At 67.0% G+C, this 26,113-nt stretch carries 27 protein-coding genes and 1 pseudogene; 16 read left to right on the top strand and 12 right to left on the bottom strand.

All coding sequences use genetic code 11. The features are described 5' to 3' along the window. Window positions 1–14: 14 nt before the first annotated feature. Window positions 15–437, top strand: a complete 423-nt coding sequence (locus ACFVIV_RS18055) for a limonene-1,2-epoxide hydrolase family protein (RefSeq protein WP_379197589.1) — start codon at window positions 15–17, stop codon at window positions 435–437. 78 nt (window positions 438–515) lie between these two features. Here the strand turns inward: ACFVIV_RS18055 and ACFVIV_RS18050 are convergent, their stop codons facing one another. From ACFVIV_RS18050 to ACFVIV_RS18035, 4 genes are all read right to left on the bottom strand, one after another. After that, a complete protein-coding gene (locus ACFVIV_RS18050) occupies window positions 516–1,361 on the bottom strand; it encodes an acyl-ACP desaturase (RefSeq protein ID WP_379197864.1) in 846 nt (281 codons plus the stop codon). Window positions 1,362–1,506: 145 nt separating this feature from the next. Continuing rightward, window positions 1,507–2,046: an LGFP repeat-containing protein gene (locus tag ACFVIV_RS18045; protein WP_379197588.1), complete on the bottom strand. Its 540-nt coding sequence runs from the start codon at window positions 2,044–2,046 to the stop codon at window positions 1,507–1,509. 197 nt (window positions 2,047–2,243) lie between these two features. Next, complete coding sequence (locus ACFVIV_RS18040; RefSeq protein ID WP_379197862.1) at window positions 2,244–3,536, bottom strand: PhoH family protein; 1,293 nt, start codon at window positions 3,534–3,536, stop codon at window positions 2,244–2,246. Window positions 3,537–3,896: 360 nt separating this feature from the next. Continuing rightward, complete coding sequence (locus tag ACFVIV_RS18035) at window positions 3,897–4,283, bottom strand: DUF488 domain-containing protein (RefSeq protein ID WP_379197586.1); 387 nt, start codon at window positions 4,281–4,283, stop codon at window positions 3,897–3,899. Between the two features lie 21 nt (window positions 4,284–4,304). On the opposite strand from ACFVIV_RS18035, the gene ACFVIV_RS18030 reads away from it, so the two are divergent. Then, window positions 4,305–4,577, top strand: a complete 273-nt coding sequence (locus ACFVIV_RS18030; protein ID WP_379197584.1) for a hypothetical protein — start codon at window positions 4,305–4,307, stop codon at window positions 4,575–4,577. Between the two features lie 22 nt (window positions 4,578–4,599). Here the strand turns inward: ACFVIV_RS18030 and ACFVIV_RS18025 are convergent, their stop codons facing one another. Beyond that, window positions 4,600–4,911, bottom strand: coding sequence for a hypothetical protein (locus ACFVIV_RS18025; protein ID WP_379197582.1), 312 nt, complete (start codon window positions 4,909–4,911; stop codon window positions 4,600–4,602). 109 nt (window positions 4,912–5,020) lie between these two features. Here ACFVIV_RS18025 and ACFVIV_RS18020 point away from each other — a divergent pair, with 109 nt between their 5' ends. From ACFVIV_RS18020 to ACFVIV_RS18010, 3 genes are all read left to right on the top strand, one after another. Continuing rightward, window positions 5,021–5,869: an alpha/beta fold hydrolase gene (locus tag ACFVIV_RS18020; protein WP_379197580.1), complete on the top strand. Its 849-nt coding sequence runs from the start codon at window positions 5,021–5,023 to the stop codon at window positions 5,867–5,869. A gap of 9 nt (window positions 5,870–5,878) precedes the next feature. Further along, window positions 5,879–6,187, top strand: a complete 309-nt coding sequence (locus ACFVIV_RS18015) for a glutaredoxin family protein (protein ID WP_379197578.1) — start codon at window positions 5,879–5,881, stop codon at window positions 6,185–6,187. A gap of 121 nt (window positions 6,188–6,308) precedes the next feature. Next, on the top strand, window positions 6,309–7,502 hold the full coding sequence (locus ACFVIV_RS18010) for an RNA-guided endonuclease InsQ/TnpB family protein (RefSeq protein ID WP_379197576.1): 1,194 nt from the start codon (window positions 6,309–6,311) through the stop codon (window positions 7,500–7,502). 47 nt (window positions 7,503–7,549) lie between these two features. On the opposite strand, the gene ACFVIV_RS18005 is transcribed toward ACFVIV_RS18010, so the two are convergent. Next, on the bottom strand, window positions 7,550–8,221 hold the full coding sequence (locus ACFVIV_RS18005; protein WP_379197860.1) for a hemolysin III family protein: 672 nt from the start codon (window positions 8,219–8,221) through the stop codon (window positions 7,550–7,552). A gap of 174 nt (window positions 8,222–8,395) precedes the next feature. Between ACFVIV_RS18005 and ACFVIV_RS18000 the strand changes: the two genes are divergently transcribed. Both ACFVIV_RS18000 and ACFVIV_RS17995 read left to right on the top strand, forming a co-directional pair. Then, a complete protein-coding gene (locus tag ACFVIV_RS18000) occupies window positions 8,396–9,181 on the top strand; it encodes an isoprenyl transferase (protein ID WP_379197575.1) in 786 nt (261 codons plus the stop codon). Window positions 9,182–9,268: 87 nt separating this feature from the next. Then, the gene (locus ACFVIV_RS17995) at window positions 9,269–9,859 is read left to right on the top strand and encodes a hypothetical protein (RefSeq protein ID WP_379197573.1); all 591 of its coding nucleotides are present in this window, start codon (window positions 9,269–9,271) and stop codon (window positions 9,857–9,859) included. Here the strand turns inward: ACFVIV_RS17995 and coaA are convergent, their stop codons facing one another. Then, window positions 9,860–10,792 (bottom strand): type I pantothenate kinase, encoded by a 933-nt coding sequence (gene coaA, locus ACFVIV_RS17990; RefSeq protein WP_379197571.1) that lies wholly within the window; start codon window positions 10,790–10,792, stop codon window positions 9,860–9,862. 202 nt (window positions 10,793–10,994) lie between these two features. Here coaA and ACFVIV_RS17985 point away from each other — a divergent pair, with 202 nt between their 5' ends. From ACFVIV_RS17985 to ACFVIV_RS17970, 4 genes are all read left to right on the top strand, one after another. Then, window positions 10,995–12,191, top strand: a complete 1,197-nt coding sequence (locus ACFVIV_RS17985; protein ID WP_379197569.1) for a DUF885 domain-containing protein — start codon at window positions 10,995–10,997, stop codon at window positions 12,189–12,191. 576 nt (window positions 12,192–12,767) lie between these two features. Further along, window positions 12,768–14,063 (top strand): serine hydroxymethyltransferase, encoded by a 1,296-nt coding sequence (gene glyA / locus ACFVIV_RS17980; RefSeq protein WP_379197567.1) that lies wholly within the window; start codon window positions 12,768–12,770, stop codon window positions 14,061–14,063. Window positions 14,064–14,292: 229 nt separating this feature from the next. Next, window positions 14,293–15,858, top strand: a complete 1,566-nt coding sequence (locus ACFVIV_RS17975) for an adenylate/guanylate cyclase domain-containing protein (RefSeq protein WP_379197565.1) — start codon at window positions 14,293–14,295, stop codon at window positions 15,856–15,858. Between the two features lie 241 nt (window positions 15,859–16,099). Continuing rightward, window positions 16,100–16,570, top strand: coding sequence for a hypothetical protein (locus tag ACFVIV_RS17970; protein ID WP_379197563.1), 471 nt, complete (start codon window positions 16,100–16,102; stop codon window positions 16,568–16,570). Window positions 16,571–16,837: 267 nt separating this feature from the next. On the opposite strand, the gene ACFVIV_RS17965 is transcribed toward ACFVIV_RS17970, so the two are convergent. Next, window positions 16,838–19,027 carry a thioredoxin domain-containing protein gene (locus ACFVIV_RS17965; protein ID WP_379197561.1) on the bottom strand — a complete coding sequence of 730 codons (2,190 nt, stop codon included), beginning with the start codon at window positions 19,025–19,027 and terminating at the stop codon, window positions 16,838–16,840. Between the two features lie 301 nt (window positions 19,028–19,328). Between ACFVIV_RS17965 and ACFVIV_RS17960 the strand changes: the two genes are divergently transcribed. Further along, a complete protein-coding gene (locus tag ACFVIV_RS17960; protein WP_379197559.1) occupies window positions 19,329–19,502 on the top strand; it encodes a hypothetical protein in 174 nt (57 codons plus the stop codon). 382 nt (window positions 19,503–19,884) lie between these two features. Here the strand turns inward: ACFVIV_RS17960 and ACFVIV_RS17955 are convergent, their stop codons facing one another. Further along, complete coding sequence (locus tag ACFVIV_RS17955; RefSeq protein ID WP_379197557.1) at window positions 19,885–20,361, bottom strand: DUF2871 domain-containing protein; 477 nt, start codon at window positions 20,359–20,361, stop codon at window positions 19,885–19,887. Between the two features lie 15 nt (window positions 20,362–20,376). Further along, window positions 20,377–20,748, bottom strand: a complete 372-nt coding sequence (locus ACFVIV_RS17950) for a DUF4267 domain-containing protein (RefSeq protein ID WP_379197555.1) — start codon at window positions 20,746–20,748, stop codon at window positions 20,377–20,379. 76 nt (window positions 20,749–20,824) lie between these two features. Here ACFVIV_RS17950 and ACFVIV_RS17945 point away from each other — a divergent pair, with 76 nt between their 5' ends. Then, entirely contained in the window at window positions 20,825–21,787 is a 963-nt protein-coding gene (locus ACFVIV_RS17945) for a LysR substrate-binding domain-containing protein (protein WP_379197553.1), read from the top strand. Between the two features lie 272 nt (window positions 21,788–22,059). On the opposite strand, the gene ACFVIV_RS17940 is transcribed toward ACFVIV_RS17945, so the two are convergent. Continuing rightward, a complete protein-coding gene (locus tag ACFVIV_RS17940; RefSeq protein ID WP_379197551.1) occupies window positions 22,060–22,617 on the bottom strand; it encodes a TetR/AcrR family transcriptional regulator in 558 nt (185 codons plus the stop codon). A 213-nt stretch (window positions 22,618–22,830) separates the two neighbouring features. On the opposite strand from ACFVIV_RS17940, the gene ACFVIV_RS17935 reads away from it, so the two are divergent. The 3 genes from ACFVIV_RS17935 (at window position 22,831) to ACFVIV_RS17925 (ending at window position 25,514) form a co-directional block, all read left to right on the top strand. Then, window positions 22,831–24,141: an FAD-binding oxidoreductase gene (locus ACFVIV_RS17935; RefSeq protein WP_379197549.1), complete on the top strand. Its 1,311-nt coding sequence runs from the start codon at window positions 22,831–22,833 to the stop codon at window positions 24,139–24,141. A gap of 85 nt (window positions 24,142–24,226) precedes the next feature. Beyond that, the gene (locus ACFVIV_RS17930; RefSeq protein WP_379197547.1) at window positions 24,227–24,496 is read left to right on the top strand and encodes a hypothetical protein; all 270 of its coding nucleotides are present in this window, start codon (window positions 24,227–24,229) and stop codon (window positions 24,494–24,496) included. Window positions 24,497–24,557: 61 nt separating this feature from the next. After that, a complete protein-coding gene (locus ACFVIV_RS17925) occupies window positions 24,558–25,514 on the top strand; it encodes an NADP-dependent oxidoreductase (protein WP_379197858.1) in 957 nt (318 codons plus the stop codon). A 383-nt stretch (window positions 25,515–25,897) separates the two neighbouring features. Here the strand turns inward: ACFVIV_RS17925 and ACFVIV_RS17920 are convergent. Beyond that, window positions 25,898–26,080, bottom strand: a pseudogene (locus tag ACFVIV_RS17920) (DUF255 domain-containing protein); the annotation flags it as partial. Between the last annotated feature and the right edge of the window lie 33 nt (window positions 26,081–26,113).

The raw sequence follows: 26,113 nt of genomic DNA, 5'->3' as shown, positions 1-26,113 counted from the left end.
CCTACAGTCGGAACATGTCCGACTTACCGGAGTTGCAGCAGGACGCGATCACCACGGTCCGGGAATTCTTCGCCGCCCTGGAAATGAAGATCATCGACGAAGCCCTCGAACTCGCCGATCCGAGCATCGTCTGGAAGAACACCTCGCTGCCGGACGTGCGCGGCCTGGACCGCGTCCGCTGGGTCCTGAAGCAGTTCAACAACCCCCGCTTCGGCTTCCGCGCCGATATGCACCACATCGCCGCCACCGCCGACAACACAGTCCTCACCGAGCGGACCGACTATCTGCGCGTCGGCCCGATCGAAATCGCCTTCTGGGTCTGCGGCACCTTCGAACTCCGCGGCGGCCGCATCGTGCTCTGGCACGACCATTTCAGCTGGGAGAACTTCTTGCGCGGCACCGCCGTCGGCGTCTTCCGCGCCCTCCTGCCGGGCTGACCACGCCGGGGCCCCCGAAATCGGACAGGTGCCGGTGCGGGCGCGTCGCCCACACCGGCACCTGCGTCATGCCGCGGATCAGGACCGAAGATGGGCGAGCTCGGCGCGGGCCTTCTCGCCTTCCTCGCCGAAGTCGGTGCGGGTGAAGATCTTCCACTCTTCGAGGAGGGGTGCGAAGACCAGCTCCGGTTCCCGGGCCTTGTCGTAGATGCCCGCTTCGGCCAGCACCTCGTCGCTGCTGCGGCCGTCGGCGAGCTGCACCACCGGGACATGGAAGTCGGCGACGCGGTCGGCGATGGCGCGAACGGCCTGATCCGGAGCCAGGTCTAGTGCGGCGGAGACCAGGTTCGCGAAGAACACGGCCTGCAATTCATCGTCGGCGGCCAGGCGACCGGCGATGAGCGCGACGATCGGGTCGTCGGCCTTGGTTTCGGTATTGCGGTGCCGGACGGCCGCGGCGGCCTCCTCGAAGGCGCAGGTGGCGAGCACGTCGAGCAGGTGCATGGCCGGGCGGCGGAAGCCGGAGGTCATGTGGGCCATCCGCATGCGCTCGAGTTCGATGGGATCGACGGCGCGGGTGACCATGAGGTAGTTGCGGATGAGGATCTCGTGGCGGTTCTCCTCGGCGGTCCACCGGCCGACCCAGCGCCACCACGGGCCGATGCGCAGATACTTGCCGACCTCGCGGTGGTAGGACGGCAGATTGTCGGCAATCAGGACGCTCACGGTGAGAGCGGTCCTGGAGACCTCGCTCATCACGGATTGCCCGGGCTCCCAATCGGTTCCGCCGAGGAACGCGAAGTTGCGGCCGTCATCCCACGGCACGTAGTCGTGCGGCTGCCACTCCGCCGCGGCGGCGGTGTGACGTACCAGGTTCGATTCCACCTCCGCCGCCAGCGACTCCAGCAGTTCGCGGTCGGCCATCACATTCTGCACCTGCACAAGGTATAGGTTCGCGAGCAAACCCGGGGAGTTCGCCTCGATATTCACAGCCGCCGTTGAGATAGCTCGCGCACATCACACAGCGATCCGGCGTCCGGGACGCGACGGGCGCGTCCCGGACCTTCCGCTACTTCTCGGTGACGGTGATCTTCTCGTCCACCCAGGTGATGGTGCCGCCGGTGAATTCGCTCTGCTTGCCGCCGGGGATGTCGGTCTCGTCGGTGGTCGGGTAGCCGAGCTTGCCGCCCGGGCCGCCGTTCTCGTCCCAAGCCTTGCGGATCTCGCCCCAGACGACGTGGGTGCCGGTGGCGGAGCTGGCGTAGACGGCGCCGCCGGTGAACTCCTGCACCTTGCCGCCGCCGGGCGCGTCCTGCTCCGGGCCGGTGGGCGCGCCCAGGGGGCCGGATTCGCCGCCGAGTTCGTTGTACTTGGCGAGAAAGTCTCCGGTGACGGCGATTTCGCTGCCGTCGCGGGTGGCGATCTTGGTTTCGCTCGCGCCGCCGGTCTCGCCCATCGGCTCGGAGGCCGGGGCCATTTCGGTGGTGGTGGTCATGCTCGCGTCGGACTTGGAGTCCTTGTCGCTGTCCTTGTCGCAACCCGCGGCGAACGTGGTCGCGACCGCGACCGCCGCGATGATGCCAGCCGTGCGTCGAGCGAAGTGGTGCATTTCCATCCTCTCGGGTACTCAGGCCGACACTCGGCAACAATTCGGCGAAATGCGTAGAGATCGCCGAATTGTCAGCCGAGCAGGAATTTGCCTGGAATATACCCCGAGAGTTGTGAGGTGAAACACACGCTCGAAGTTTGCCCGATAGCGGAGCGGGTCGGGTGCGAACCCGACCCGCTCCGATCAGCCTTACCGCCTTACGCGTTCGGCCCATACTCCTCGAGCATCTCGGTGACCAACGCCGCGATCGGGGACCGCTCGCTGCGGGTCAGGGTGACGTGGGCGAACAGGGGGTGGCCCTTGAGCTTTTCGATCACGGCGGCGACGCCGTCGTGCCGGCCGACCCGTAGGTTGTCGCGCTGGGCGACGTCGTGGGTGAGGACCACCCGCGACCCACTGCCCAGGCGGCTGAGGACCGTGAGCAGCACATTGCGTTCCAGGGACTGGGCCTCGTCGACGATCACGAAGGAGTCGTGCAGGGAGCGCCCGCGAATGTGGGTGAGCGGCAGGACTTCCAGCATGCCGCGCGCCTGCACCTCCTCCATCACCTCCGGGCTGGCCAGCCCTTCGAGGGTGTCGAAGACGGCCTGGGCCCACGGCCCCATCTTCTCGCTCTCGCTGCCGGGCAGATAGCCGAGCTCCTGCCCGCCCACCGCGTACAGCGGCCGGAACACCACCACCTTGCGATGACTGCGCCGTTCCAGCACGGCCTCGAGCCCGGCGGTCAGCGCGAGCGCCGACTTGCCGGTGCCGGCCCGTCCGCCCAGCGAGACGATGCCGATGCTCTCGTCCAGCAGCAGATCCAGGGCGATGCGCTGTTCGGCGGAGCGCCCGTGCAGCCCGAAGGCCTCCCGGTCCCCGCGCACCAGCTGCACCCGCTTGTCCGGAGTGACCCGGCCGAGTGCGCTGCCGCGCGCGCTCAGAATGCGAATTCCGGTGTGGCAGGGCATATCCCGGGCTTCGTCGAGATCGATCACGCTCTCCGAGTAGAGCTTGTCCACGGTTTCGGCGGCCACGTCGAGCTCCACCATGCCCGTCCACCCGGAGGTGACGACATCCTGCGCGTGGTACTCGTCGGCCTCCAGGCCGACCGCGCTCGCCTTGACGCGCAGCGGAATGTCCTTGGACACCAGCACGACTCGGCGCCCCTCGGCCGCCATGTTCAGCGCGCAGGCCAGGATCCTGGAATCGTTGCTGTCCGTGCGGAATCCGACGGGCAGGACGTTCGGATCGGTGTGGTTGAGTTCCACCTGGAGCGTGCCGCCCTGGGTGCCGACCGGCACCTCCTGATCGAGCCGACCGTGTGCCAGACGCATATCGTCCAGCATGCGCAGGGCCTCGCGAGCGAACCAGCCGAGTTCGTGATGGTGGCGTTTGGCCTCGAGTTCACCGATCACCACCAGCGGCAGCACCACGTGGTGCTCACCGAAGCGGGTCAGTGCCCAAGGATCCGACAGCAGCACCGAAGTATCCACCACGAAGGTCTTCAGTCCGGAATCGGTGTCTTTCGGGCGACGAGTCGCCGACGACTGCGAGGCGCGAACTCCCTGTGCCGTGGTCCGCGGGCTCCGGGTGGAGCTGGCGTCCCCGCTGGGAGCGGTAACGGAGCGTGCATCAGTCACGGTGGGCTCCTTTGCCACTCGCGCGACACCGCGCGAGCGTTCTCGCTGGGCCGGTCGGCCGTAGGGTCAAGCGACCCGAGGGCCAGGTGCCGGCCCCCTCGCACTGAGTTGCTCAGCCACGATCAGGACCTCCCGTACGGACCACACCTACGCGGCCCGCACCCCCGACGCTACCGCCGAATTGGATTTCCGGCTCCCCGACTGACAGGCGTGTTGGTGAAGATCCCGTTAACGCCTGTCCGCCTTGGGTGTTTCGCCCAATTCACCCACCAGCACCGGCACATGGCTGTGCGCGGGTTCTTTCACCGCTGTCACCAGCGTCAACGGCCCGTTCGCGGCGTCCTGGCGCAACTGTGCCAGCCCCTGCTGCGCGGCGTCCGATTCGAGCTCGGCGCGATAGCGCCGCTCGAACTCGGCGCGGCGGGTGTCCGGGTCGGCGTGATACCACTTCCGCAGCTCTGTGGAGGGAGTCACATCCTTGGCCCAGTCGTCAATGGCTGCTTGCTGTTTGCTGATGCCGCGCGGCCAGAGCCGGTCCACCAGCACCCGCCGGCCGTCGGCGGCCTCCGGCTCGTCGTAGACCCGCTTCACCCGGTAGCTCGGTCGCTGTGCCATGAGTCCATTACAGTCGAAGCCATGGCCGAAACTCAGGATCTCGAGACGCTGTCCACCAAGGAGTTGCACGACCGGGCCGTGAAGCTGGCCGTTCGCCGCGGCGATGTGAAATTCCTGTGGGAGCTGCTGAAGTCCATTCCGGCCGCCGAGGCCGCCGCCGGTGATCTGGGCGAGAGCGAGGCCGATATCAAGTACGTGCTGCCCATGCTCGACGACTACTTCCACGCGGGCGAGGGCGAGATCGGCGAGGTGCTGCGGCCGATGTACGTGGACTACCTCGGCAAGCACTCCTGAGCCCCGCGCCGGGCGGTGCGGCTCAGGCGGGATGCAGCCCGCGGATCACCGCCCGGGCGAACGGCAGGAAACCCTCCGGGCCCGACGACCAATCCTTGAGATGCACGGTGGTGCGGTCGCTGGATTCGAAGATCTCACGCACGATGCCGAGACGTTGCTCGAGCTCCAGTCCGGCGCCCATCACCACGTGATCGAGACCGGTGCGCGCGAGGACCTCACGCAGATCCTCGACACTCGATCCGGTGAACAGCTCGACCTCGGGAAGCGCCAGTTGATCGCGCACCTCCTCGACCACGGCCATCTTCAAACCGAGCAGCATTACCTTGATCGCCATGACGCCTCCGATCTGCTTGCAGCATAGGCGAATCGACCTACCGTGGTCGGAGATCGGAATCCACCCGGGCGACGATGCGCACGCGGGCCCGGCGTCCTAGCGTGAGCCCATGGCCTCGCAGGTGGACGAGCAGCTGAAAACCATCACCGCGGACGGCGTGCGCGTGCGGTACCGGGAGCGCGGAACCGGTGATCCGCTGATCCTGCTGCACGGATATCCGCAGAGCCACGCCTGCTGGCGGCATCAGATCGAGCCGCTCGCCGCGGTGCGGCGGGTCATCGTCCCGGACTGGTTCGGCTGGGGAGCGTCCGAACGCGCGCCGCACGCGGACTGCGGTTACGACGCCGAGGTGGAACGCATCGGGAAGCTGCTGGACGCCTTCGGATTCGATGCCGTCGAGCTGGCCGCGCACGATTACGGCGGCCATCTGGCACTGGGTTTCGCGGTCCGATACCCGGATCGGTTGCGGCGCTTGGCAATTCTCAATTCCCGCGCGCACCGAACCTTCCCGCGCACGTACTATCTACTCTTCGGATCGCTCACAATCGCTGCGCGGCAGCCGATTACGCGTTCCGCGCTGGTGCGCTCACCGGTCGGCGCGATCCATCGCCGCATGATGGCGCGGTATGTGCGCACCGGCAGTTTCGACGCCGAATTCCTCGACCGGTACACCGCCTGGATGGATACCCCCGAGGGCCGGAACCGGCTCGCCGATTTCTTCGCCGGTTACAGCGTCCGCCTGCGCCCGCAGCTGGCCGACCTGTCGCCCATCCGCTGCCCGGCCGCGGTCATCTGGGGTGATCGAGATGTCCCGTGCCCGTACACGATTGCCGAAGATCTGGTGAAACAGCTGCCCGACGCCACCCTCACCCGCATCGCCGGAGCCGATCACTACGTCATGGAGGAGCGTCCCGCCGAGGTCACCGATGCCCTGCTCACCTGGCTGCGCCGACCGTAGACTCCGGACATGACCGCCGATGCCACTCCGCAGCTCATCGTCTACCGGCGCCCGGGCTGCCCGTACTGCTCCCGCATGCGGCGAGTGCTCAACCGCCACGGGATCATTCATACCGAAGTCGATATCTGGAAGAACCCGGACGCCGCCACCGTGGTGCGCACGCTCGCCGACGGCAACGAGACGGTGCCCACGGTCGTACTGCGCGACGGCTCGTCGGAGCGCAGCTGGGTCAACCCACATCCGAAGAAGCTCATCGCCACCGTGCGTACCGATGCGCCCTCGCTCACGGGGGGCCCGCGCCGCTTCCTCGCCTTCTGACCCGGCCATTCGCCTTCTGCGCGACTCCTTGTTTTCCTGCACATCACGCGGCTCCACACTTCCAAGGAGTTGATCAGCAAAATCGGCGCGTCGCCCCGGAACGGCCGCTAACGTCGAACATGTGAGCGATGGTGGGGTGGTGGGGAGCATGCGGTACACGTACCGCCTGCGCATGTCGGGAACCGCCGAGCGTGCGCTCCTGGCGGAGTGGGATCGTTGCCGATGGGTGTGGAACAAATGTGTAGCCGAAGCTCGAGCCGCACGTCGGGCTGGTGAGAAGATCGGTCCTGCTGCCCTGGACAAGATGTTGACCGGCTGGCGCGCTGAACACGACTGGCTGCGGGCTGGGGCGTCGGTTCCACAGCAGCAGATCATCCGCGACTTCGGCAGGTCGCGCGCGAAAGCCTTGAAAGACATCAAAGCCCACGTGCCGCAACACCGCCGGTCCAGGATGCCCCGGTTGAAGAAGAAGGACCTTGCCGACCCGACCCTGAATTACACACTGCGCGGATTCCGCTTGTTCGATGGTCGGTTGTACCTCGCGGGTGGGATCGTGGTTGCGCCGGTATGGTCGCGTGAATTGCCAAGTACTCCGTCTTCGGTTCGGGTCTACCGCGACAGCCTCGGCCATTGGTATTGCTCGTTCGTTGTGCCCGCTGTCGCGCAGTCGCTCCCGCCGACCGGGCGGGCGATCGGGGTCGATTGGGGTGTCACCGAGACTGCCACAACCACCAGCGACGTCCACGACCTCCCGCATCCGCGCTACGGGATGAGGGCCGCCGCGAAGCTGGCCCATTACCAGCGGATGATGGCGCGGCGGAAACCGGAACGCGGACAACCGGGTTCGTGTCGCTACAAGAGGGCGAAACGGCAGGCATCGAAGCTGCACAAGAAAGTGGCGCGACAACGACAGGACACCGCGCGTAAATGGGCGAAGTCCGTGGTGCGAGATTTCGACCGTATCGCAGTGGAAGACTTCCGTCCGAAGTTTCTCGCCACAACCACGATGGCCCGCAAAGCCGCTGATGCGGCGATCGGTGCGACGAAGGCGGCGTTGCTGGAAATGAGCGCTAAGCACCAGCGTCATCTGGTGCTGGTGGATCCGAAATACACCACGATGGACTGCGGGAACTGCGGCACGAGAACCAAGCACCGCCTCCCGCTGTCGGAACGCACCTACCGGTGCGAGGTGTGCGGACAGCAATCTCCACGAGATAAGAACTCCGCGCGCGTGATGCTCAACAGGGCCGGTTTCGACCCTGCTGGTGTTGATTGTGGAAGACCAGGACACTCGCCGAGTGTTCCGGCAGCATGAGCCAGGAATCCCCCGCCATCAGGCAGGGGAGGATTCAAGTCCGGACTTTAGAGGACCAACCAGACCGCCACGTAATGGCACAGCGCCGCAAACACCGTTGCGGCATGGAAGAACTCGTGATGCCCGAAGATCTCCGGCCACGGATCCGGCCATCGCGAGGCGTACAGGACGCCGCCCACGCTGTAGGCGATACCCCCGGCGAGCAAGAGCAGCACCGGGGTCCAGCCGACATTGCCGATGAGCGTGCCCGCGACCGGCACGATGGCCCAGCCCAGCAACAGGTACAGCGGCGTCCCGACCCAGCGAGGCGCGGTGGGCCACAGCATCTTCAGCGCGACTCCGGCCAGCGCCCCCGCCCAGACCACGGCCAGCAGAATGGTCCCCGCGCGCCCGCGCACCCCGAGCAGAGCGAACGGCGTGTAGCTGCCCGCGATGAACAGGAAGATCATGCTGTGGTCGGCGCGCTTCATCCAGGTGTAGGCGCGCTCGGTGCGCCAGTTCACCCGGTGATAGGTGGCGCTGACCCCGAAGACGCCGCAGACCGTGAGCCCGTAGACCAGCGTGGACCAGGCGGCGGTCGCCGAGACCGTGCTCGCGACGCTCACCAGGGCGATGACCGCGACGGCGGCGATGCCCACGGCCCAGGTGTGGATCCATCCGCGCAGCCGCGGCCGGATGATCTTGAATTCTTCGTGAGCCGCTTCGAGGGCGTCCGCCACCGGGGCGGGTGGCTGCACAGTGTCGGACACGGGTTACCTCCTGAGTAACCTACGGTACCGTAGGTTGTCGCGGTCGCGCCTCTCAGGTGGGTGTCGCAAACCCATACCGCCGCTGTTTCACTCGACTGTCCCGGTAGGTCCGGTATTCCTTGCGAGGGCGTACTGTTGGCGGTCGTGGTCGTTGAGCTTGCGAAGCAGGTGCGTGGATTCCCGTATCGCATCTACGAGGCCCGGCTGGCGAAGCAGCTCGCCGGGAAGCAGCATCCGCGGCATGTGGCCGTCATGTGTGACGGCAATCGCCGATGGGCGCGGGAGAACGGGTTCACCGATGTCAGCCATGGGCATCGGGTGGGCGCGCTGAAGATCGCCGAGCTGGTCGGCTGGTGCGGCGAGGCGGGCATCGAGATGGTGACCGTCTATTTGCTGAGCACCGAGAACCTGCGCCGCGATCCCGAAGAACTGGACACCCTGTTCGAGGTGATCACGGATGTCGTCGACGAACTGTCCGCCCCCGAACAGAATTGGAGCGTCCGCATTGTCGGCGCGCTCGATCAGCTGCCCGAGAGCATGGCCCGCCGGCTCAGCGAGGCGGCCAAGAGCACCGAGGGCCGCGACGGCGTGCACGTGAACGTGGCCATCGGCTACGGCGGCCGGCAGGAGATCACCGATGCGGTGCGCTCGCTGGTGCGCCAGGAGATCGACGCCGGGGAGACCGGCGAGGATCTGGTGCAGTCGATCACCGTGGACGCCATCGGCCAGCACCTCTACACCTCCGGCCAGCCGGATCCGGATCTGGTCATCCGCACCTCCGGCGAACAGCGGCTGTCGGGATTCCTGTTGTGGCAGAGCGCTTATTCGGAGATCTGGTTCACCGAGGCCTATTGGCCGGAGTTCCGGCGCGTAGATTTCCTGCGGGCACTGCGTGATTACGCCGCCCGGCACCGTCGTTTCGGGACGTAACGGTCGAACACGGGGTGTGAACAATCGCATTGCAGTGCAATGGCTTCCGTAGTTCGCGGGGCCTTCGCTGCCGTACCGTCGGAATGCATGAGTGAGCTGCGCGAAGGGCTGGACGGCCCGGTGGATTCCGGGGCCATCAGCTATGAGGAGTTCGGCCGCCGATTCCTGGAATACGCGGCCTCACCGCAGCGGATAGCCGGGGCCTTCGAGAAACTCACCGGGGAGGCATTCCAATTCGGCCCGATCGGCCTGGGGCCCGGCCGCATCGCGAAACTCTCCGCCGGCGTGCAGCTGGGGCAGCCCCGGGTGAACCGGGAAGTGCTGGAGATCATTTCCTTCGACCTGGTGATCCCGCTGGACGTGGACCTGCTCATCGACCTCTCGGTGGACCGCTATCCCTTCCATGTGGACGGCACCATCCATCTGCGCCTGACCGTGCGCACCGCCGAACCGCTGCGCGTGCTCATCGATATCGCCGAACCGCAGCCGAGCAATGTGCGCATCAATGTCGCGAGCGCATCGCGCCGCGGTGAACTATTGCGGATTCTGGCCAGCGTGGATCACGAGATCCGCCGTTTCGTCGCGCGCTACATCGCGGAGGAGATCCGCAAACCGAATATCAAGGCCGCGACCGATATCGATGTGGCCGCGCGCCTGGATGCGGCCTGGAAGCTGTAGTCAGAGTTTGCGCAGCCGCAGCCGATTGATGCTGTGGTCGGCGTCCTTGCGCAATACCAGGGTGGCGCGGGGGCGAGTGGGCAGGATGTTGTCCACCAGATTCGGCCGGTTGGTGTTGTGCCAGATCTCCTTGGCCGCGCTGGTGGCCTCTTGATCGTTGAACCGCGCGTAGTGGTGGAAGTGCGAATTGGGATCCGCGAAGGCGGTCTTGCGCAAGGCCAGGAAGCGCTGCACGTACCAGTTCTCGATGTCCTCGATGCGGGCGTCGACATAGATGGAGAAGTCGAACAGGTCCGAGACCATCAGCCGCGGCCCGGTCTGCAGCACGTTCAGGCCCTCGACAATGAGGATGTCGGGCTGGCGCACGCAGTGGAATTGCCCGGGCACGATGTCGTAGGCGATATGCGAGTACACCGGCGCGCAGACCTCCGGCGCCCCGGATTTCACCTCGGTGACGAAGCGCAGCAGTTTGCGCCGGTCGTAGGACTCCGGGAAGCCCTTGCGATGCATGATGCCGCGCCGGGTGAGTTCGGCTGTGGGGTAGAGGAATCCGTCGGTGGTCACCAGATCCACCCGCGGATGGTGGTCCCAGCGGGCCAGCAGCGCCTGCAAGACGCGGGCGGTGGTGGACTTGCCGACGGCCACCGAGCCGGCCACGCCGATCACATACGGCACCTGGCGGTCGGGATGGGTCTCGCCGAGGAAGGTCGCGGTGGCGGCGAAGAGCCGCTGCTTGGCGGCCACCTGCAGGTGGATCAGACGGGCGAGCGGCAGGTAGACCTCGGCCACTTCCTCGAGGTCGATCTGTTCACCCAGGCCGCGCAGGCCGATCAGTTCTTCCTCGGTGAGCACCAGGGGAGTCGACTTGCGCAGGGTGCGCCACTGCTTCCGGTCGAACTCCACATAGGGACTCGGCTCGCTCATTCGTGCCACTTACCCACATCCCCGTATAGGCGGACAACACGACACTCCACGCATAGCCGAATTGTGCTCGGGTCCAACATGTCGGTGAACACCAGGTATCGCTACTCGCCAGTAACCCACGTGAGATGGACTACACCCGACCGAGGTTTGGGCCCGCGCGCGGACGGGAACCGCGGGGCGCGGCGGCGGCCGATCACATACAGTCACCGGCATGGCAGCGCATCCTCTCGTGACCGAATATCTGCGGCTGGGCCTGGCCTTCGACCGTCTGGAAGAAGGTTTCGTCGACGCGTTCACCGGCGATCCGGCCCTGCGCCGGGAGGTCGAGAACGCACCCGCGCCGGAGCCGCGCGAGCTCGCGAACACCGCTGCCGCCCTGCGCAAGGAACTGCCCGAGGCGGGGCTGTCGGCCGAGCGCACCGAATTCCTGGATGTGCACCTGCGGGCGCTGGAATGTTCCGGACGGAAATTCGCGGGCGACGACATCGGATTCGTGGACGAGGTGCGCGCCTATTTCGACGTCGAAATCGCGCCCGGCGACGAGGAGGACTACCGCGAGGCGCACCGGCTGCTCGACGAGGTGCTGCCCGGCGAGGGCGCGCTGGCCGACCGCATCACCGCGCACCGGCGCGCGGACGAGATTCCGCCGGAACGACTGCGCGAATGCGTGGACGCCTTCTCCGGGGCGCTGCGCGAACTGGTGCGGCAGCGCTATCCGCTGCCCGATCACGAACGCGTGGAATACGAAGTGGTGGGGGACAAGCCGTGGTCGGGCTTCAACTATTACCTGGGCAATTTCCAGTCCAGGGTGGCCATCAATTCGGATCTGAAGCAGCACATGGCGCATCTGCCCGCGCTCATCGCGCACGAGTCCTATCCGGGGCATCACACCGAGCATTGCCGGAAGGAAGCCGGACTGGTCGCGGCCGGCCAGGACGAGCAGACCTTGTTCGTGGTCAACACCCCGCAGTGCCTGATGGCGGAGGGGCTGGCGGATCTGGCCCTGAAGTCCATCGTGGGACCGGGCTGGGGGACCTGGGCGCAGGAGATCTACGCCGATCTGGGATTGCGTTTCGATGGTGAACGCGCCGAGCGTATTTCGGCCGCTTCAGCGAACCTGCTGAGTGTGCGCCAGGATGCGGCGCTGCTGCTGCACGATCGGCGGCGCGACGCCGATGAGGTGGCGGCCTTCCTGCAGCGCTGGAGCCTGGTCACGCCGGAGCGGGCGCGGCAGTCGCTGCGCTTCCTGTCCTCGCCCCTGTGGCGGGCCTACATCAGCACGTATGTGGAGGGATACCGGCTGCTCGGCGGATGGTTGGATGCATCCCCCGACGCCGAGCAGCGGTCCGATCGATTCCGTCGACTGCTGGACGAACCCCTCACTCCCGGAGCCATTCGCCGGATGTGAGGGGGCGCGTTCAGCGGTTGGTGCGGAGGATTACCAGTTGCCGCAGCTCGCGCCGCCGCTGGACATGGTGCACATGGTCTTGAGCAGCGTCTTGATCAGGTCCTCGATGCCGCCGGCGATGAAATGCATTCTCAACCTCGAAAGTTATGGTGGGCCAAAGTCACTGGCGGGTCACAATGCCAGTGCGCCGCCACCATACCGAGATTTGTTGCCCTCTCATAGCCCGTATCCGGGCCACTGTCCACCGGAAGGGCCGGGGCGGTCGCCCGGCGCAGTGCCTACGTGCGCCGTGCCCCGAGTTTTCGGGGCACCCGAGCGTGGCGTGATTCACGCCGATAGGATGGCGGGACCGCGACTGGCGCACTCGAGGTGGAAGCAACCACCGGGAAGCACCGACGTCCTGCACCGCGCGCCTGGGTGCAGGGTGAGCCCTTGGAGTACCCGGGTACCCGAGGGCGGCACCGGAGCACGGAGGTTGCGATGACCCAGTTGGAAGCCGCGATGGCACAGCAGAACGATGCCGACACACAGAGCCCTCCGAGCGGCACGGCCGCCACGGCCAATACACTCGGCGGCGTGACCCAGACGAGCACTTCTGTCAACAGCCAGTCCCTCGCCGAACTCGATCCCGAGGTAGCGGAAGCGATGGGCGGAGAGCTCGCCCGCCAGCGCGACACCCTCGAGATGATCGCCTCGGAGAACTTCGTTCCCCGCGCGGTGCTCCAGGCGCAGGGCAGCGTGCTCACCAACAAGTACGCCGAGGGCTACCCGGGCCGCCGCTACTACGGCGGCTGCGAGAACGTCGACGTCGTCGAGGATCTCGCCCGCGCCCGCGTGAAGGAGCTCTTCGGCGCGGAGTTCGCCAATGTGCAGCCGCATTCGGGTGCGCAGGCCAATGCCGCCGTTCTCATGGCGCTGATGAACCCGGGCGACAAGCTGCTCGGCCTGGATCTCGCGCACGGCGGCCACCTCACCCACGGCATGCGCCTGAACTTCTCCGGCAAGTTGTACGAGGTGCACGCCTACGGCGTGTCCAAGGAAGATCACCGCGTCGATATGGACGAGGTTCGCAAGATCGCCCGCGAGACCCGCCCGAAGGTGATCGTCGCCGGCTGGTCCGCCTACCCGCGCCACCTCGACTTCGCGGCCTTCCGGGAGATCGCCGACGAGGTGGGCGCCTACCTCTGGGTCGATATGGCGCACTTCGCCGGTCTGGTCGCCGCCGGGCTGCACCCGTCCCCGGTGCCGCACGCCGATGTGGTGTCCTCCACCGTGCACAAGACCCTCGGCGGTCCGCGCTCCGGCCTGATCCTGGCCAAGCAGGACTTCGCCAAGAAGCTCAACAGCGCGGTGTTCCCGGGCCAGCAGGGCGGTCCGCTCATGCACGCCATCGCCGCCAAGGCCGTGGCGTTCAAGATCGCCGCGGGCGCCGAGTTCAAGGATCGCCAGGAGCGCACCATCGCCGGCGCCAAGATCCTGGCCGAGCGCCTCATGGGCGCCGACGTCCAGGCCAAGGGCATCTCCGTGCTCACCGGCGGCACCGATGTGCACCTGGTGCTGGTCGACCTGCGCAACTCCGCGCTGGACGGTCAGCAGGGTGAGGACCTCCTGCACGAGGTCGGAATCACCGTGAACCGCAATGCCGTTCCGTTCGACCCGCGCCCGCCGATGGTCACCTCCGGCCTGCGCATCGGCACCGCCGCCCTGGCCACCCGGGGCTTCGGCGATGCCGAGTGGACCGAGGTCGCCGACATCATCGCCGCCGCGCTGACCGGATCGGCCGATCTGGACTCGCTGCGTCAGCGGGTTTCCAAGCTGGCCCAGGACTTCCCGCTCTACGAGGGCCTGGAGGACTGGCGCCTGCTCGGCTGACGCCGAACCGTGGGCAACGAGCCCGCCGCGATCACGAGATCGCGGCGGGCTCAGCCGTTTTCGGGGTCGCGGCCGTGTCCAGAACCTACGATTCACCTACCGCAAGGGCACTCGAGTTGCCACCGGGGGCCATTTTCTCCCGGACAGCGGGTAAGGCGGCAACCAGGATCCCAAAGTTCACGCCCTTTCTCCCGTCCTTAGGACGAGACGTACGCGCTACCCTCCTCAGGTGATCTCCAGGCTCATCCTGCGGGCGCTCCGCGCCAAGTGGGGGCTGTCCGCTGTTGTCATGGCGTGCAATCTCGGCGGCCTCGCGGTGATCACGACCGAATTGTTCCTGAGCGGATTCTTCTCCCGGCTAGGCCCGGACTGGATGATGACCTTCGCCTGGGTGGCGATCTATCCGGCCATCGGCGCGCTGATCGGCATCGTGCTGGCGGTGCGCGATCGCGGACGGTATTTCGGGTGGCTGGACGAGCGGCGCGCGCCCGCCGAGGCCGAGGCGCGGCGGCTGCTGACGCTGCCGCTGGGCATTGCCGTGCGGGCGCTGGCCATCTGGCTGCCGGGCGTGATCATCGCGGCGGCCATCTTCGCGCATGCCACGCCGCAGAATGATTTCGCGGTGGTGGCGGCCATGTTCACCCTCGGCGGGCTGGAGTCGGCGGCGCTCACCTATCTGATCGTGGACCGGCTGATCCGGCCCACCATTCCGGTGGTGGCGGAGGTGCTCGACGGCACCGGTCACTGGAGTTCCACGGTGCTGGTGCGGGTACTGGTCACCTTCGCGGTGACCGGCGCGGTGCCGTTCTTCATGGTGATCACGGTGCTGGCGGACCCGTCCTCGGATTTCGACGATCGCATCTGGACCGGTATCTATATGGCCCTGGTCGGGTTGTCGGCGGGCGCGGTGGCCACGGCGACGCTGGCCCGCGCGGTCGCCACCCCTATGCACTCGCTGCGCGATGCGCTGGACCGCATCGCCAAGGGCGATCTGGATGTGAGCGTGCCCATCGGCTCCACCAGTGAGATCGGCCGGTTGGAGCATTCGGTCAACGAACTGGCCACGAATCTGCGTGAGCGCGAACGCATGCGGACGGTTTTCGGCCGCCACGTGGGCGCGGAGGTGGCCGAGCGGGCCTTGTCCGGCAATGCCCACCTCACCGGCGATATGCGGGTGGTGACAGCGCTTTTCGTGGATGTCACCGGCTCCGTCGCCATGGCCACCGAGCTCGCGCCGCGCGATTTCGTGGTCAAACTCAATCGGCTGCTGTCCACGGTGGTGGCCGCCACCGAGGACAACCACGGGCTGGTCAACAAGTTCGAAGGCGATGCGGCGCTGTGCATCTTCGGCGCGCCGATCGCCTTGGACGACAACGCCACTCCCGCCCTGCGCGCCGCCCGCCGCATCCGCGACGAGGTCAAGGCCGCGGGTGAACTCGATATCGGCATCGGCCTGGCGCGCGGGCTGGTCTTCGCGGGTGATGTCGGCTCCGACACCCGCCTGGAATTCACCGTCATCGGCGATGCCGTCAATGAGGCCGCCCGGCTCACCGCCGAGGCCAAACAGGTCCCGCGCCGCATTCTGGCCAGTCAGGCCGTCATCGACGCGGCCTCCGATTCCGAACGCAGCAAGTGGACGCTGCACGACACCATCCATCTGCGGGGACGGAAGGAACCCACGCCAGGCTGGACCGACATTCCCGCCCCGGCGCCAGCCCACCGCAACGGCAGCGCCCCGCGGGCCGCGCCCCGCCGGGCCGCAGTCCCGGACCCCGGCCTCGGCGGGGAGAACTAGGACGTTTATCGCTGGTCATCGAGGAGCACGAATTTCATCGAGTTCCCGGAGAGATGCCGCGACGAAAATGAAGGTACACACAACTCCGGGACTGTAGAACCGCGCCGTACCCTGCGGCAACGGAATATGTCGCCGGTCCGGGCGGCGTCTCGGCGGCCGGTGGACATCACTCCACGGGACGGGGTGGGTCCAGTACTCGAGGGTGATCCGCCCGGCGGGGTCGCGGCGGCAGATTCGGTTCATGACCGAGATCGGAACAGGCCGCACCGTGACCGCCGGGGTGCGGCCCGCGCGGGACAGTCTGCTGTTACTGGCGCATAGAGCAGTCGTCGTCGCCCTGGTGGCCGGCCTGTGCGAGGGAGTGATGCGAGCCGCCGTCGCACTGGAGCGATCCGAGGCCGATATCGGCGACCTGACGACCGGCATGCTGATGCGCGGGGCGATCTACCTCGCGGTGTACGCCGTCTCACGCCGCATGCTGGCCGGAGCCGTATGGGCCCGTTGGGTTCTCGTCATCGGCCTGGGGGTGTTCGGCCTGGCGTCCCTGTTGATCGAACCGGTGTCCGAACTGTTCGCGGCCGAGGAACCGATCGAACTCCTGACCAGCGTGACGTGGGAGTCGTTGATACTGGGACTGTTCCGCACCGTGCACGTCATCGCCGTACTGGTCGCGGTGCCCGCCATGCTGTGGGCGGGCACGCGGCGCGACTGAAAAGCAAACCGCCGCAGAGCATCACGCTGACCGCAGCCGTGCAGGGCGCGCCGACCTCCGCACGCATCACTTGGCCTGCGGCCGCATAATGTGCGCCGACCTCTGCACGCCCTACCTGACTCGCGGCCATGGAGTGCACGTGGACTGCGGCTACGTAGTGCGCGCCGACCTCCGCAAACACCTGACCCGCGGCCACGGAGTGCATGCCGAAACTCCGCACGCATCACGTGGACTGCGGCCGCGTATGCGCACCGACCTCCGCAGGCATCACGTGGACTGCGGCCGCAGGAGTGCGGCGCGGACCTCCTCGGCGGTCGTGACCGGGAGGTCGCAGACCGCGCCACGGCAGACATAGGCTGCGGATCGGCCGCCGACGCCGTGTCGGCCGGCCAGTAGTGGCTGCGAATTCGGTTCGCCCGCAACGATGATCGAGCCGCCAGGAGCAGTCATCCGGGCGGCGCGGACCAACTCGGCGGCCGGCTCCCCAGCGTCCGTGGCGGCAGCCGCTACGCCCTCGTCTGCGGCAGGCTTTGTGCCCTTGCCGACGGCAGGCCCTGCGTCCCCGGCGACACGCGGCTCGGTGTCGCCTATTGCGACCGCAACCTGGATCGGCCCGCGCAAGGCGGCTTCGGCCACTGACAGCCATTGGCCTCCGGAGCGCGGGGCGCGCGCCAGGACGACGGCACCGCGTTCCAGGGTCTGATCCGCCAGCTCGCGGTAGCGCAGCGCGCGTTCCGGATCGCTGAGGGCGGAGGCGGTGAGCAGAGCTTCGGCCAGCACGGAGGCACCGGCCGGGGTCGCGCCGTCCAGCGGATCGCGCGGCCGGGCGACCAAGGTCTCGGCATCGTCGGCGGTGTCGAACCAGCTGCCCGGATTCTCCGGGTCGGCGAAGTGGGTGACGGCCGCGTCGAGAATGCGCTGGGCGGTGTCCAGCCACTCGCCCTCGGAGGTTTGGTGCAGGGCGAGCAAAGCCGTTGCGAGCCAGGCGTAGTCCTCCAATACGCCGGTCGCGGACCCGGCCACCCCACCGAGGGAAGCGCGGCAGACGCGGCCGTCGGTCACATGCGTGTCGAGCAGGAAGCGGGCGCAGCGTTCGGCCGCGACCACCCAGGCGGGCTGCTGATGGGCGGCGCCCGCCTCGGCGAGGGCCGTAATGGCCATGCCGTTCCAGGCGGTGACCACCTTGTCGTCCCGCTCGGGCTGGGGGCGGCGATCGCGGGCCGCGCGCAGGGCGGCGCGAATGCGTTCGAACCGTTCGGCATCGGCGGGTGCGGGGTCGGCGTAGCGGGTGAGCACCGAGGTGCCGTGCTCGAAGGTGCCGGCCGTGGTGACTCCGAAAAGTTCTGCGGCCCAAGCACCGTCGAGCGCACCGAGTGCGCCGTTGAGTTCGGCCGGAGTCCAGACGTAGGTCGCGCCCTCCACGCCGGGGCCGCCCGGCTCGAGATGCGTATCGGCATCCAGCGCGGAGGCGAACCCGCCCTGCGCGGTACCCAGATCGTCGATCAGGAACTGCGCGGTCTCGCGAGTTATCCGCAGCGCCAACGGTTCCGAGGCGTCGATCACCCCCGCCGAGGCGTGCCGCGCCCCCTGCGCGCCGTCCCGCTCCCGCCGCGCGAGATGCCCGTACACCCGCAACAACTGCGCATTGTCATACAGCATCTTCTCGAAATGCGGCACCACCCAAGCGGCATCCACCGAATACCGCGCGAACCCGCCCCGCAACTGGTCGTAGATCCCACCCCGCGCCATCGCCTCGGCCGTGAACGAAACCGCCTGCAGCACATCCTTGTCGCCGGTGCGCTCATACCCCCGCAACAGCCCTTCCAGCAATGCCGAAGGCGGAAACTTGGGCGCACCCCCGAACCCCCCGTGCTGCGGATCGATATCCCGCAACACGGTCGCCACCGCATGATCCAGCAGCTCCGCACTCACCCCCACGGTACTGCCCGGCAGCCCACCCGCCTGCTGCCGCAACGCCTCCCCCACCTGCCCCGCCGCCTGATCCACCTCATCCCGCCGGTTCTGCCAGGTGTCGTTCACCGCCGTGAGCAACTGCGTGAACGACGGCATCCCGTGCCGAGGCGTCTTCGGGTAATACGTCCCGCAATAGAACGGATCCCCCGCCGGCGTCAAAAAGCAGGTCATCGGCCACCCACCCTGCCCCGTCATCGCCACGGTCGCATTCATATACACCGCATCCAGATCGGGCCGCTCCTCCCGATCCACCTTGATGCATACAAAATGCTCATTCATCAAGGCCGCCGTAGCCTCGTCCTCGAACGACTCGTGCGCCATCACATGACACCAGTGACAAGACGAATATCCTATGGACATTAGGATAGGCACGTCCCGCGTCGCCGCCTCAGCCAACGCCTCGGCACTCCACTGCCGCCAATCAACCGGGTTCTCAGCGTGCTGACGCAGGTAAAGCGATGTGGCACTGGCCAATTCATTCACGCCCACCAACCTCCTATTTCGAGCCGACACCCAACCCGCTCAGCGGAGCGCACGCTCCACGTCTCCACTGTGGAACCTGATGGATTGGCACAATCGTCCCAGTATCGTGCCGTAGGCTCGTGCGCCATCACATGAAGAGTAGTGCGCCATCACCTCAACAACCCCCAACCCCAACCGAACGACACCAGCCTGGGCGCTTCAGCCGCCCCGAACCTTTTACTACGCTGCCCTTCGGGTCGGGGCTCAGTCGACAATCCCTCAAGGTTGTCGCTATTCAACAGAGCCCAATCCGCAGCCATCCGTGCCGAACTCCAACCGCTGTCTCGTCAGGCGACTCGCCTACCGCGCCTTGATCACCATGATCGACGGCCTCGGAGTATTGCGCGCGGTCCGCTTCGGCTCGGATGAAGAGGTGATCAACATCGCCTACGACTACGCGTCAGCCGAGCTTCGTATCGTCGATCCACTGCCCTGACCAGCCCGGCGATGGCCCCGACCGGAAATCCCACGTTTTCGTCGGCGGCGCGGCCTGATTCGCCGGACCGTCACATCTGATCGGCCGTTTGCCGTAGACAAATGGCTAGCGGACCCGCACTGTCAGATAGAAATCCGCGATGACCAGGCGCTTTCCAGTTGCCCATATTCTGTGCGCATTGCCGAGGGCGCTCCTGGAATCGTCATTCGTCCAGGTCAGACAATGGTTCTGATTTCGCAGGCAGATCTGCGTGACCAAGAAGGGCAGGTCGCGTGTCGCAGGTTCGCATCCTAGGGGGTTGCTGTCAGCTAGCACCCCGGCTCAGAGCGCATTTTCGGAAGGGGCCTCAGCAGCCTGTCCGGACCGCCCGGTCAGCGGCAGGCTACGTTGTCACACCTCGAGCGGTCGTCTCGTCATCCTGCTGTGCATGGATCGCGATCGAGGAAGGACGGCCGTTGTGTTCGGTGATTCGCTTGCCGAGGTTGATGAAGAACAGGATCAGGCCGATGGTGAGGACGACGTGGCCGAGGCCGGCGAGAGCGCTTGTTGTGGCGCCTGTTTCGTGGCCGAGGACGGTCCGGCAGCCGTGGATGGTCATGAGGGTGACGGTGAGGGTCACTCCGGCGTTGTAGGTCCAGTAGGACCAGGTGAACAGGGGGCTCGCCGAGAGTGCGAACTGTTTTTCCAGGACGAGCAGGATGAGGTGGAAGAGCATGCCGAGGGCGAGCAGGTGTGCATGGACGATGGAGAGCTGGGTGTCGCCGGTGTAGTTCTCGAGTTTGGTGAATTCGCGGTAGAACAGTCCGCTGATGAGACCGGCGATCATGTAAGTGTGTGCGGCGTAATAGATTTTCTGCACGACGAGCTCCGGGAATCAGGCTGCGAAGAGCAGGGCGGCGCTGAGCACGACGATCACGGCTGTCGCGAAGTGGATGCCGAAGGCCGCGGCTTTGGTGCCGCCGTGGCGGAGCACGATGATGGTGTCGCCGAATGGGGTGAGGGCTACGGCCAGCATGTACCAGGCCACGGCGTCGGCGTCGGCGAAAAGCAGCAGGGCTGCGCCGATGACACCGGAGGTGATGTCGCGCAAGCCTTTGATCGTGAGGTAGGCGGAGTCGCCGTCGAGCTTTGCGGGGACGCCGTATCCGGTGGCTGCGGCCTGGGGTTGCAGCAGGAAGCGAAGCCCGACCAGCTGAATGAAAACGACCAGGATGGCGGCAAGCCCGTAGGCGATGGGGGTGAGCATGGGTGGGGGAATTCCTCCGGGGGATGGAACAGATACCGAGGTCAAGAAGTAGCAACGGCGTTGGCGCGCAACAACGATGGAATCGGCAATGGTCGTTTCGGCTCGCGCAACGATTCCGCGGACATGGATCGGGAGCGGTGCCGTGGAGCGGCATGAGGTCGAAGTGCTGCTGACATTGGGTGAGGAACTGCATTTCGGGCGGGCGGCCGACCGGTTGCGGGTCTCGCCCAGCCGGGTGAGCCGGACCCTGCAGTCGGTCGAGCGCAGGATCGGTGCGCCCCTGTTCGAGCGCAGCAGTCGGCAGGTGGCGCTGACGCCGATAGGGCGGCGACTGCTGGAGGAGTTGCGGCCGGGATGCGATCAGATTCAGCAGGCCGTGAAGCAGGCGGTACGGGCTGGGCGCGGGATCGAGGGTGTGCTCAGCATCGGATTCGGGAGCCCGGGTGCGGGGCGGATGATTCTGGCTGTGGCCCAGCGGTTCCGGGTGGATCACCCCGGTGTGGAGGTGCGGATTCGCGAACTGCACATGAGCGACGGGGTCACCGGATGGCGCAGCGATCGGTACGACATGGTGCTGATCGGGAGGCCGGTGGGCGAGCCCGATTTCGTCATCGGGCCGGTACTCATCAGCGAGGGGCGGATGCTGGCGGTGTCGGCGCGGCATCCGCTCGCGGCTCGGGAGTCGATTACCACCGAGGATCTGGCCGAGGTCGGTCTGTTTCGCATGCCCGGGTCGCTACCGGCGGCGATGGTCGAGGATCGCGCGCCCCGACAGACGCCGGGCGGTCGGCCGATCGCGCACTGCGGGGTGGCCTACAGCGGTGAGGAGATCCTGACCCGGGTCGGGGCGGGCGAAGGCGCGTTCATCCTCGGCGCGCAGGCGATCCGGTATCACCCGCGCCCGGATGTCGTGTACCTGCCGATCGAGGACGCCCCACCCATTGAACGAGGCTTTGCCTGGCGCGCATGCAGAGAAACCGCGTGCGTTCGGGCGTTCAACGCTGCGGCGGTGAAAGTCGGTGTGTCTCAACCGTTGTGATTCACGGCGCTGCCCACTGCCACTGGCATGCGCGCGGGTCGACGCGTTCCCCGAGGAGTCGGCATCCGATCATTGCGCCGTGCGTAACGACCATTGCCGATTCGGGCATTGTTCACCGCTCGCTGTGGCACTACTTCTGATTGGGACACGGCGCACGAGGTAGTGGAGGAATCTTCCAGCCATGATCACGCGGATTGCGAGCACACCGACGGTCGGACCCGCTATCGACGGCGGGAATTCGGTTGCGGGAGTTGCGGGTCGGGCGGTTTCGGCTATGTGGTCGGTTCGCCGAGAACCTTGGCGACCACCGTATCGGCGAAGGCGCGATCGATCGGCCCGCCGGTGATCAGCGTGCGGTACCACATGGCCCCGACCAGCATGTCCTCCAGCAGCTCGGGATCGCCCTGCGGCAGCTCGCCCGCGAGCTGCGCGGCGATGATGCGCTCCTGGTTCGGGCCGCGCAGCGCGTGGTGAATTTCCTTGACCGCGGCGTTCGTCGGTGGATCGCTCTGCGCCGCGCCGACCACCCCGGCGAAGAGCGGGCGCAGGTCGTCATCCCCGAGGACCTCGCAGGCCCGCACCACGAGGGTGCTCAGATCGGCGCGGATATCGCCGGTGTCGGGCACCACGAAGACCTCGCCCGCTTCCTCGAGTGCCGCGGCCAGGATCAGCGCCGCCTTCGACGGCCACCACCGGTACAGCGTCGGCTTGCCGACCCGGGCCCTGGCCGCGATCCCGTCCATGGACACCGCGCCGTAGCCACGTTCCTGAACCAGCTCGCGCGCCGCCTTCAGGATGGTTGCCCTGGACCGGGCGCTGCGTTCGGACATGTGGGCAGCCTAACTCAGGAACGTAACGTTTCGTTTTGACAAGAGGTCCGGGGTGCCCAATACTGCTGCCTCAGAACGTTACGTTACGTTACGTTCTGGCGAGGACGGCGCAGCTGTCCGCGTCCATACCCGATCGCACCACGCCTCTCGCCGGGCGTAATTCGTCACGCTCACGTCCGGTGTCGAGCCCTCTCCGAACAAGGAATCACCACCATGGGACAACTCTCCGACCTGCGCGCCGCCGTGCGCGGCAGCGTGCTGCTGGCTGAGGACGCGGGCTTCGACCAGGCACGGCTGCCATGGAACCGGGCCGTCAAGCAATCCGCCCTCGCGGTCGTCGAGGCCGCCGACGCCGAGGATGTGGCCGCGCTGGTGCGCTATGCGGCCGAGCGCGGGTTGACCGTCGCGGCGCAACCGAGCGGGCACGGCGCGAGCGGCGACACCGATGGTGTCATCCTGCTGCGCACCAACCGGCTCACCGAGTTGAGCGTCGACTCCCTCGCGCGCACGGCACGCGTCGGCGCCGGTGTCACCTGGGGCGCGGTGCTGGCCGAGGCCGGTCCGTACGGCCTGACCGGGCTCGCGGGCAGCTCACCGGTGGTGAGCGTCGCAGGATACACCCTCGGCGGCGGGCTCAGCTGGTTCTCACGACGCTACGGGTGGGCGGCCGACAGCGTCACCGCGTTCGACGTCGTCACCGCCGACGGCACCCGGGCGCGCGCAACAGCCGAGATCAATCCGGACCTGTTCTGGGCATTGCGTGGTGGCGGCGGCGACTTCGCCATCGTCACCGCCATTGAATTCGATCTGCATCCTGCGCCGGATCTGTTCGGCGGCAACCTGCTGTGGCCCGCGGAGCACACCGCCGCGGCCGTGCACGCCTTCCGGGAAATCACCGCGACCGCGCCGGACGAGCTGAGCGTGTGGCTGGATCTGGTGCACTTCCCCGGCTCGGCGCCCATGGTGTCGGTTGAGGCCACCTATCTGGGCCGGGCCGAGGAAGCGCGAGAGCTGTTGCGCCCCTTCACCGCTGTCGGTGCGCCGCTGGCGGAGAGCCTGCGCACGCTACCGGTCGCCGAACTCGGCGCGGTCTCCAACGATCCGACCGATCCCGGACCGGGCAGCTCACGCGCGGAACTGCTCACCGATCTCGATGACGTCGCCGTCAAAGCACTACTGGCGGAACCGATCTCACCGCTGCTGCTGGTGCAGCTGCGTCATCTGGGCGGCGCGCTCACCCGGCCGTCGAGCACCCCGCAGGGCCCGATCGCCCAACCCTATCTGCTCTACCTGTTCGGGCTGCCGCTCACTACCGAGATCACCAGCGACATCGCCGACCAGCAGCAGAAGTTGGTCGACGCGCTCGGCGACCGTGCGACCGGCCACAAGCCATTCGGCTTCCTGAACCCCAATGAACGGGCAGCGAACGCCTTCCCCGAACCCGCCCTCGCCAGGCTGCGCGAGATCAAACAGCAGCACGATCCCCAGAGTGTGCTGCGCAGCAACTTCCCGGTCCTCGGCTGAAGCCGGCCACAGGGGGCGCACTGTCACACCTGCGCTAGCTGCCTCGTCTACGTCATGAAAGCGAAACCAGAGGAGAGGAACGGCCATGTCGGCGAGCGGGGAAATTCGGGCGGGACGGGATGACGCGACGGGCAGCGGGGGGGCCGCGCACCCGCCGAAGTGGAAGTTCTGGCTGCTGACCCTGATCGGGCCCTACCCGATGCTGACGGTGCTGATCACCGTGACCGCCCCGCTGCTGGAGGGCTTCCCGACGCCCCTGCGGCTGGCCTGCATTCTGCCGGTGGCGGTCGCGGCCATGGTATGGGGCATCATGCCCTTCCTGACGAACCGCTTCGCCGGGTGGCTGTCCCGCTGACACCCACGACCGGAAATCGCTACACCACAATCGATCTGGAGAAACAATGTCCCGCACAACCATGAACGCCGCCCGCATGCCCCGGCCCGGCCGCGCGGCCGAGATGATGATCGAGACCACGCCCTACCCCCGCGCCTCGGTCGGCGACGTCATCATCGAGGTGCACGCCGCCGCGTTCACCCCCGGCGAATTGGACTGGGAGCCCACCTATGTGGACCGCGCCGGACGAGACCGCTCGCCCGCCATCCCGGCCCGCGACGTCTCCGGCGTGGTGGTCGAACTCGGATTCGGCACCAACCCCAGCGATCTGCGCGTCGGCGACCGCGTCTTCGGCATGATCGACCGCTACCGCGACGGCGCCGCCGCCGAATACGTCGCCGTCGAAGCCCGCGACCTCGCCCTGGTGCCGGACGGAGTCGAGCACACCCAGGCGGCCGCGCTGCCCATGTCCGGCCTGACCGCCTGGCAGGCGCTGATGGTCCACGGCGGACTCACCGCAGGCCAGCGCGTGGTGATCCACGGGGCAGGCGGCGCGGTCGGCCAGCTGGCAGTCCAAATAGCCCGCAACGCAGGCGCGGAGGTGATCGGCACCGGTCGCGCGCACGACCGGAAACTCGTAGTGGACTGCGGCGCAACAACATTCCTCGATCTGGCCGAGCAACCCCTGGCCGCGCTCAATGGCACCGCCGACCTGGTCTTCGACATGATCGGCGGCGAGATCCTGGCCCAATCCACCGCGCTCGTCGCACCGGGCGGCACGCTCGTCTCCATCGCCGCTCCGCCCGCAACCCAACCTCCTGCCGGTCGCGCCGTCTACTTCATCGTGGAACCGAATCGCACCCAGCTCATCGAATTGGCCCGCAGCCTCGCCGCCGGTGAGATCACTCTCCCCGCCCCCGTCCTCTACCCCCTCACCGATGCGCCACAAGCGTTCAAGGACAAGGAAAATGGCGTCCCCGGCAAGTTCGTGCTTCGCAACGAGAACGCCCAATCGAGGGCCGCATCCCAGCCCCGCTGATGAATCGGCGGCGGCCCAGGAGTGACAGATCAGCCTGCCATACACTCAACTCGGCTATAGATTTCAGGATGTCTGAATGGCAGGCATCACGCCAGACATAGATAGCCCACCCGAACCCGCATTCCGCCGCACACCGTCTAGGAAGTCGCGCCGACGACCTCCTAGCCCTTGCTGCTGCTCAGGGTGAAATCGGCTTCGATGACCAGCTTTCCGACAAGAAGATGCCGGTCGGTGTTGTTCCCTTCCATATCGTGCCCCGCCGATGAACCGAACCTGCGACCGCGCTCGACCGGTCGTGGATGCCGTTCGAATCGCCCTGACTGCACACCCGGACCGTCCAAATACGAAATCTACCTGCGTAAATGCAGCTAGTAACCTTAAACCATCACGTGGCACCAGTGGCAACTCGCGTACCCGATGGACAGCAGGATCGGCACATCCCGCTCCCGTGCTTCCGCCAGCGCGCCCTCGTTCCATTCCCGCCAATGCACGGGGTTGTCGGCGTGCTGACGCAGGTACGGCGAGGTGGCATCCGTCAGGAGATTCACGTCCCCAGCTTTCCACAGTCCGCCGGGGCGAAACCCGTGCCGGCGCCACTT

It is taken from the genome of Nocardia sp. NPDC127526 (assembly GCF_042672265.1).
Classification (GTDB): Bacteria; Actinomycetota; Actinomycetes; order Mycobacteriales; family Mycobacteriaceae; genus Nocardia.
The sequence above is the reverse complement of the archived record's forward strand: the minus strand, read 5'-3'. Positions and strand labels throughout refer to the sequence as shown.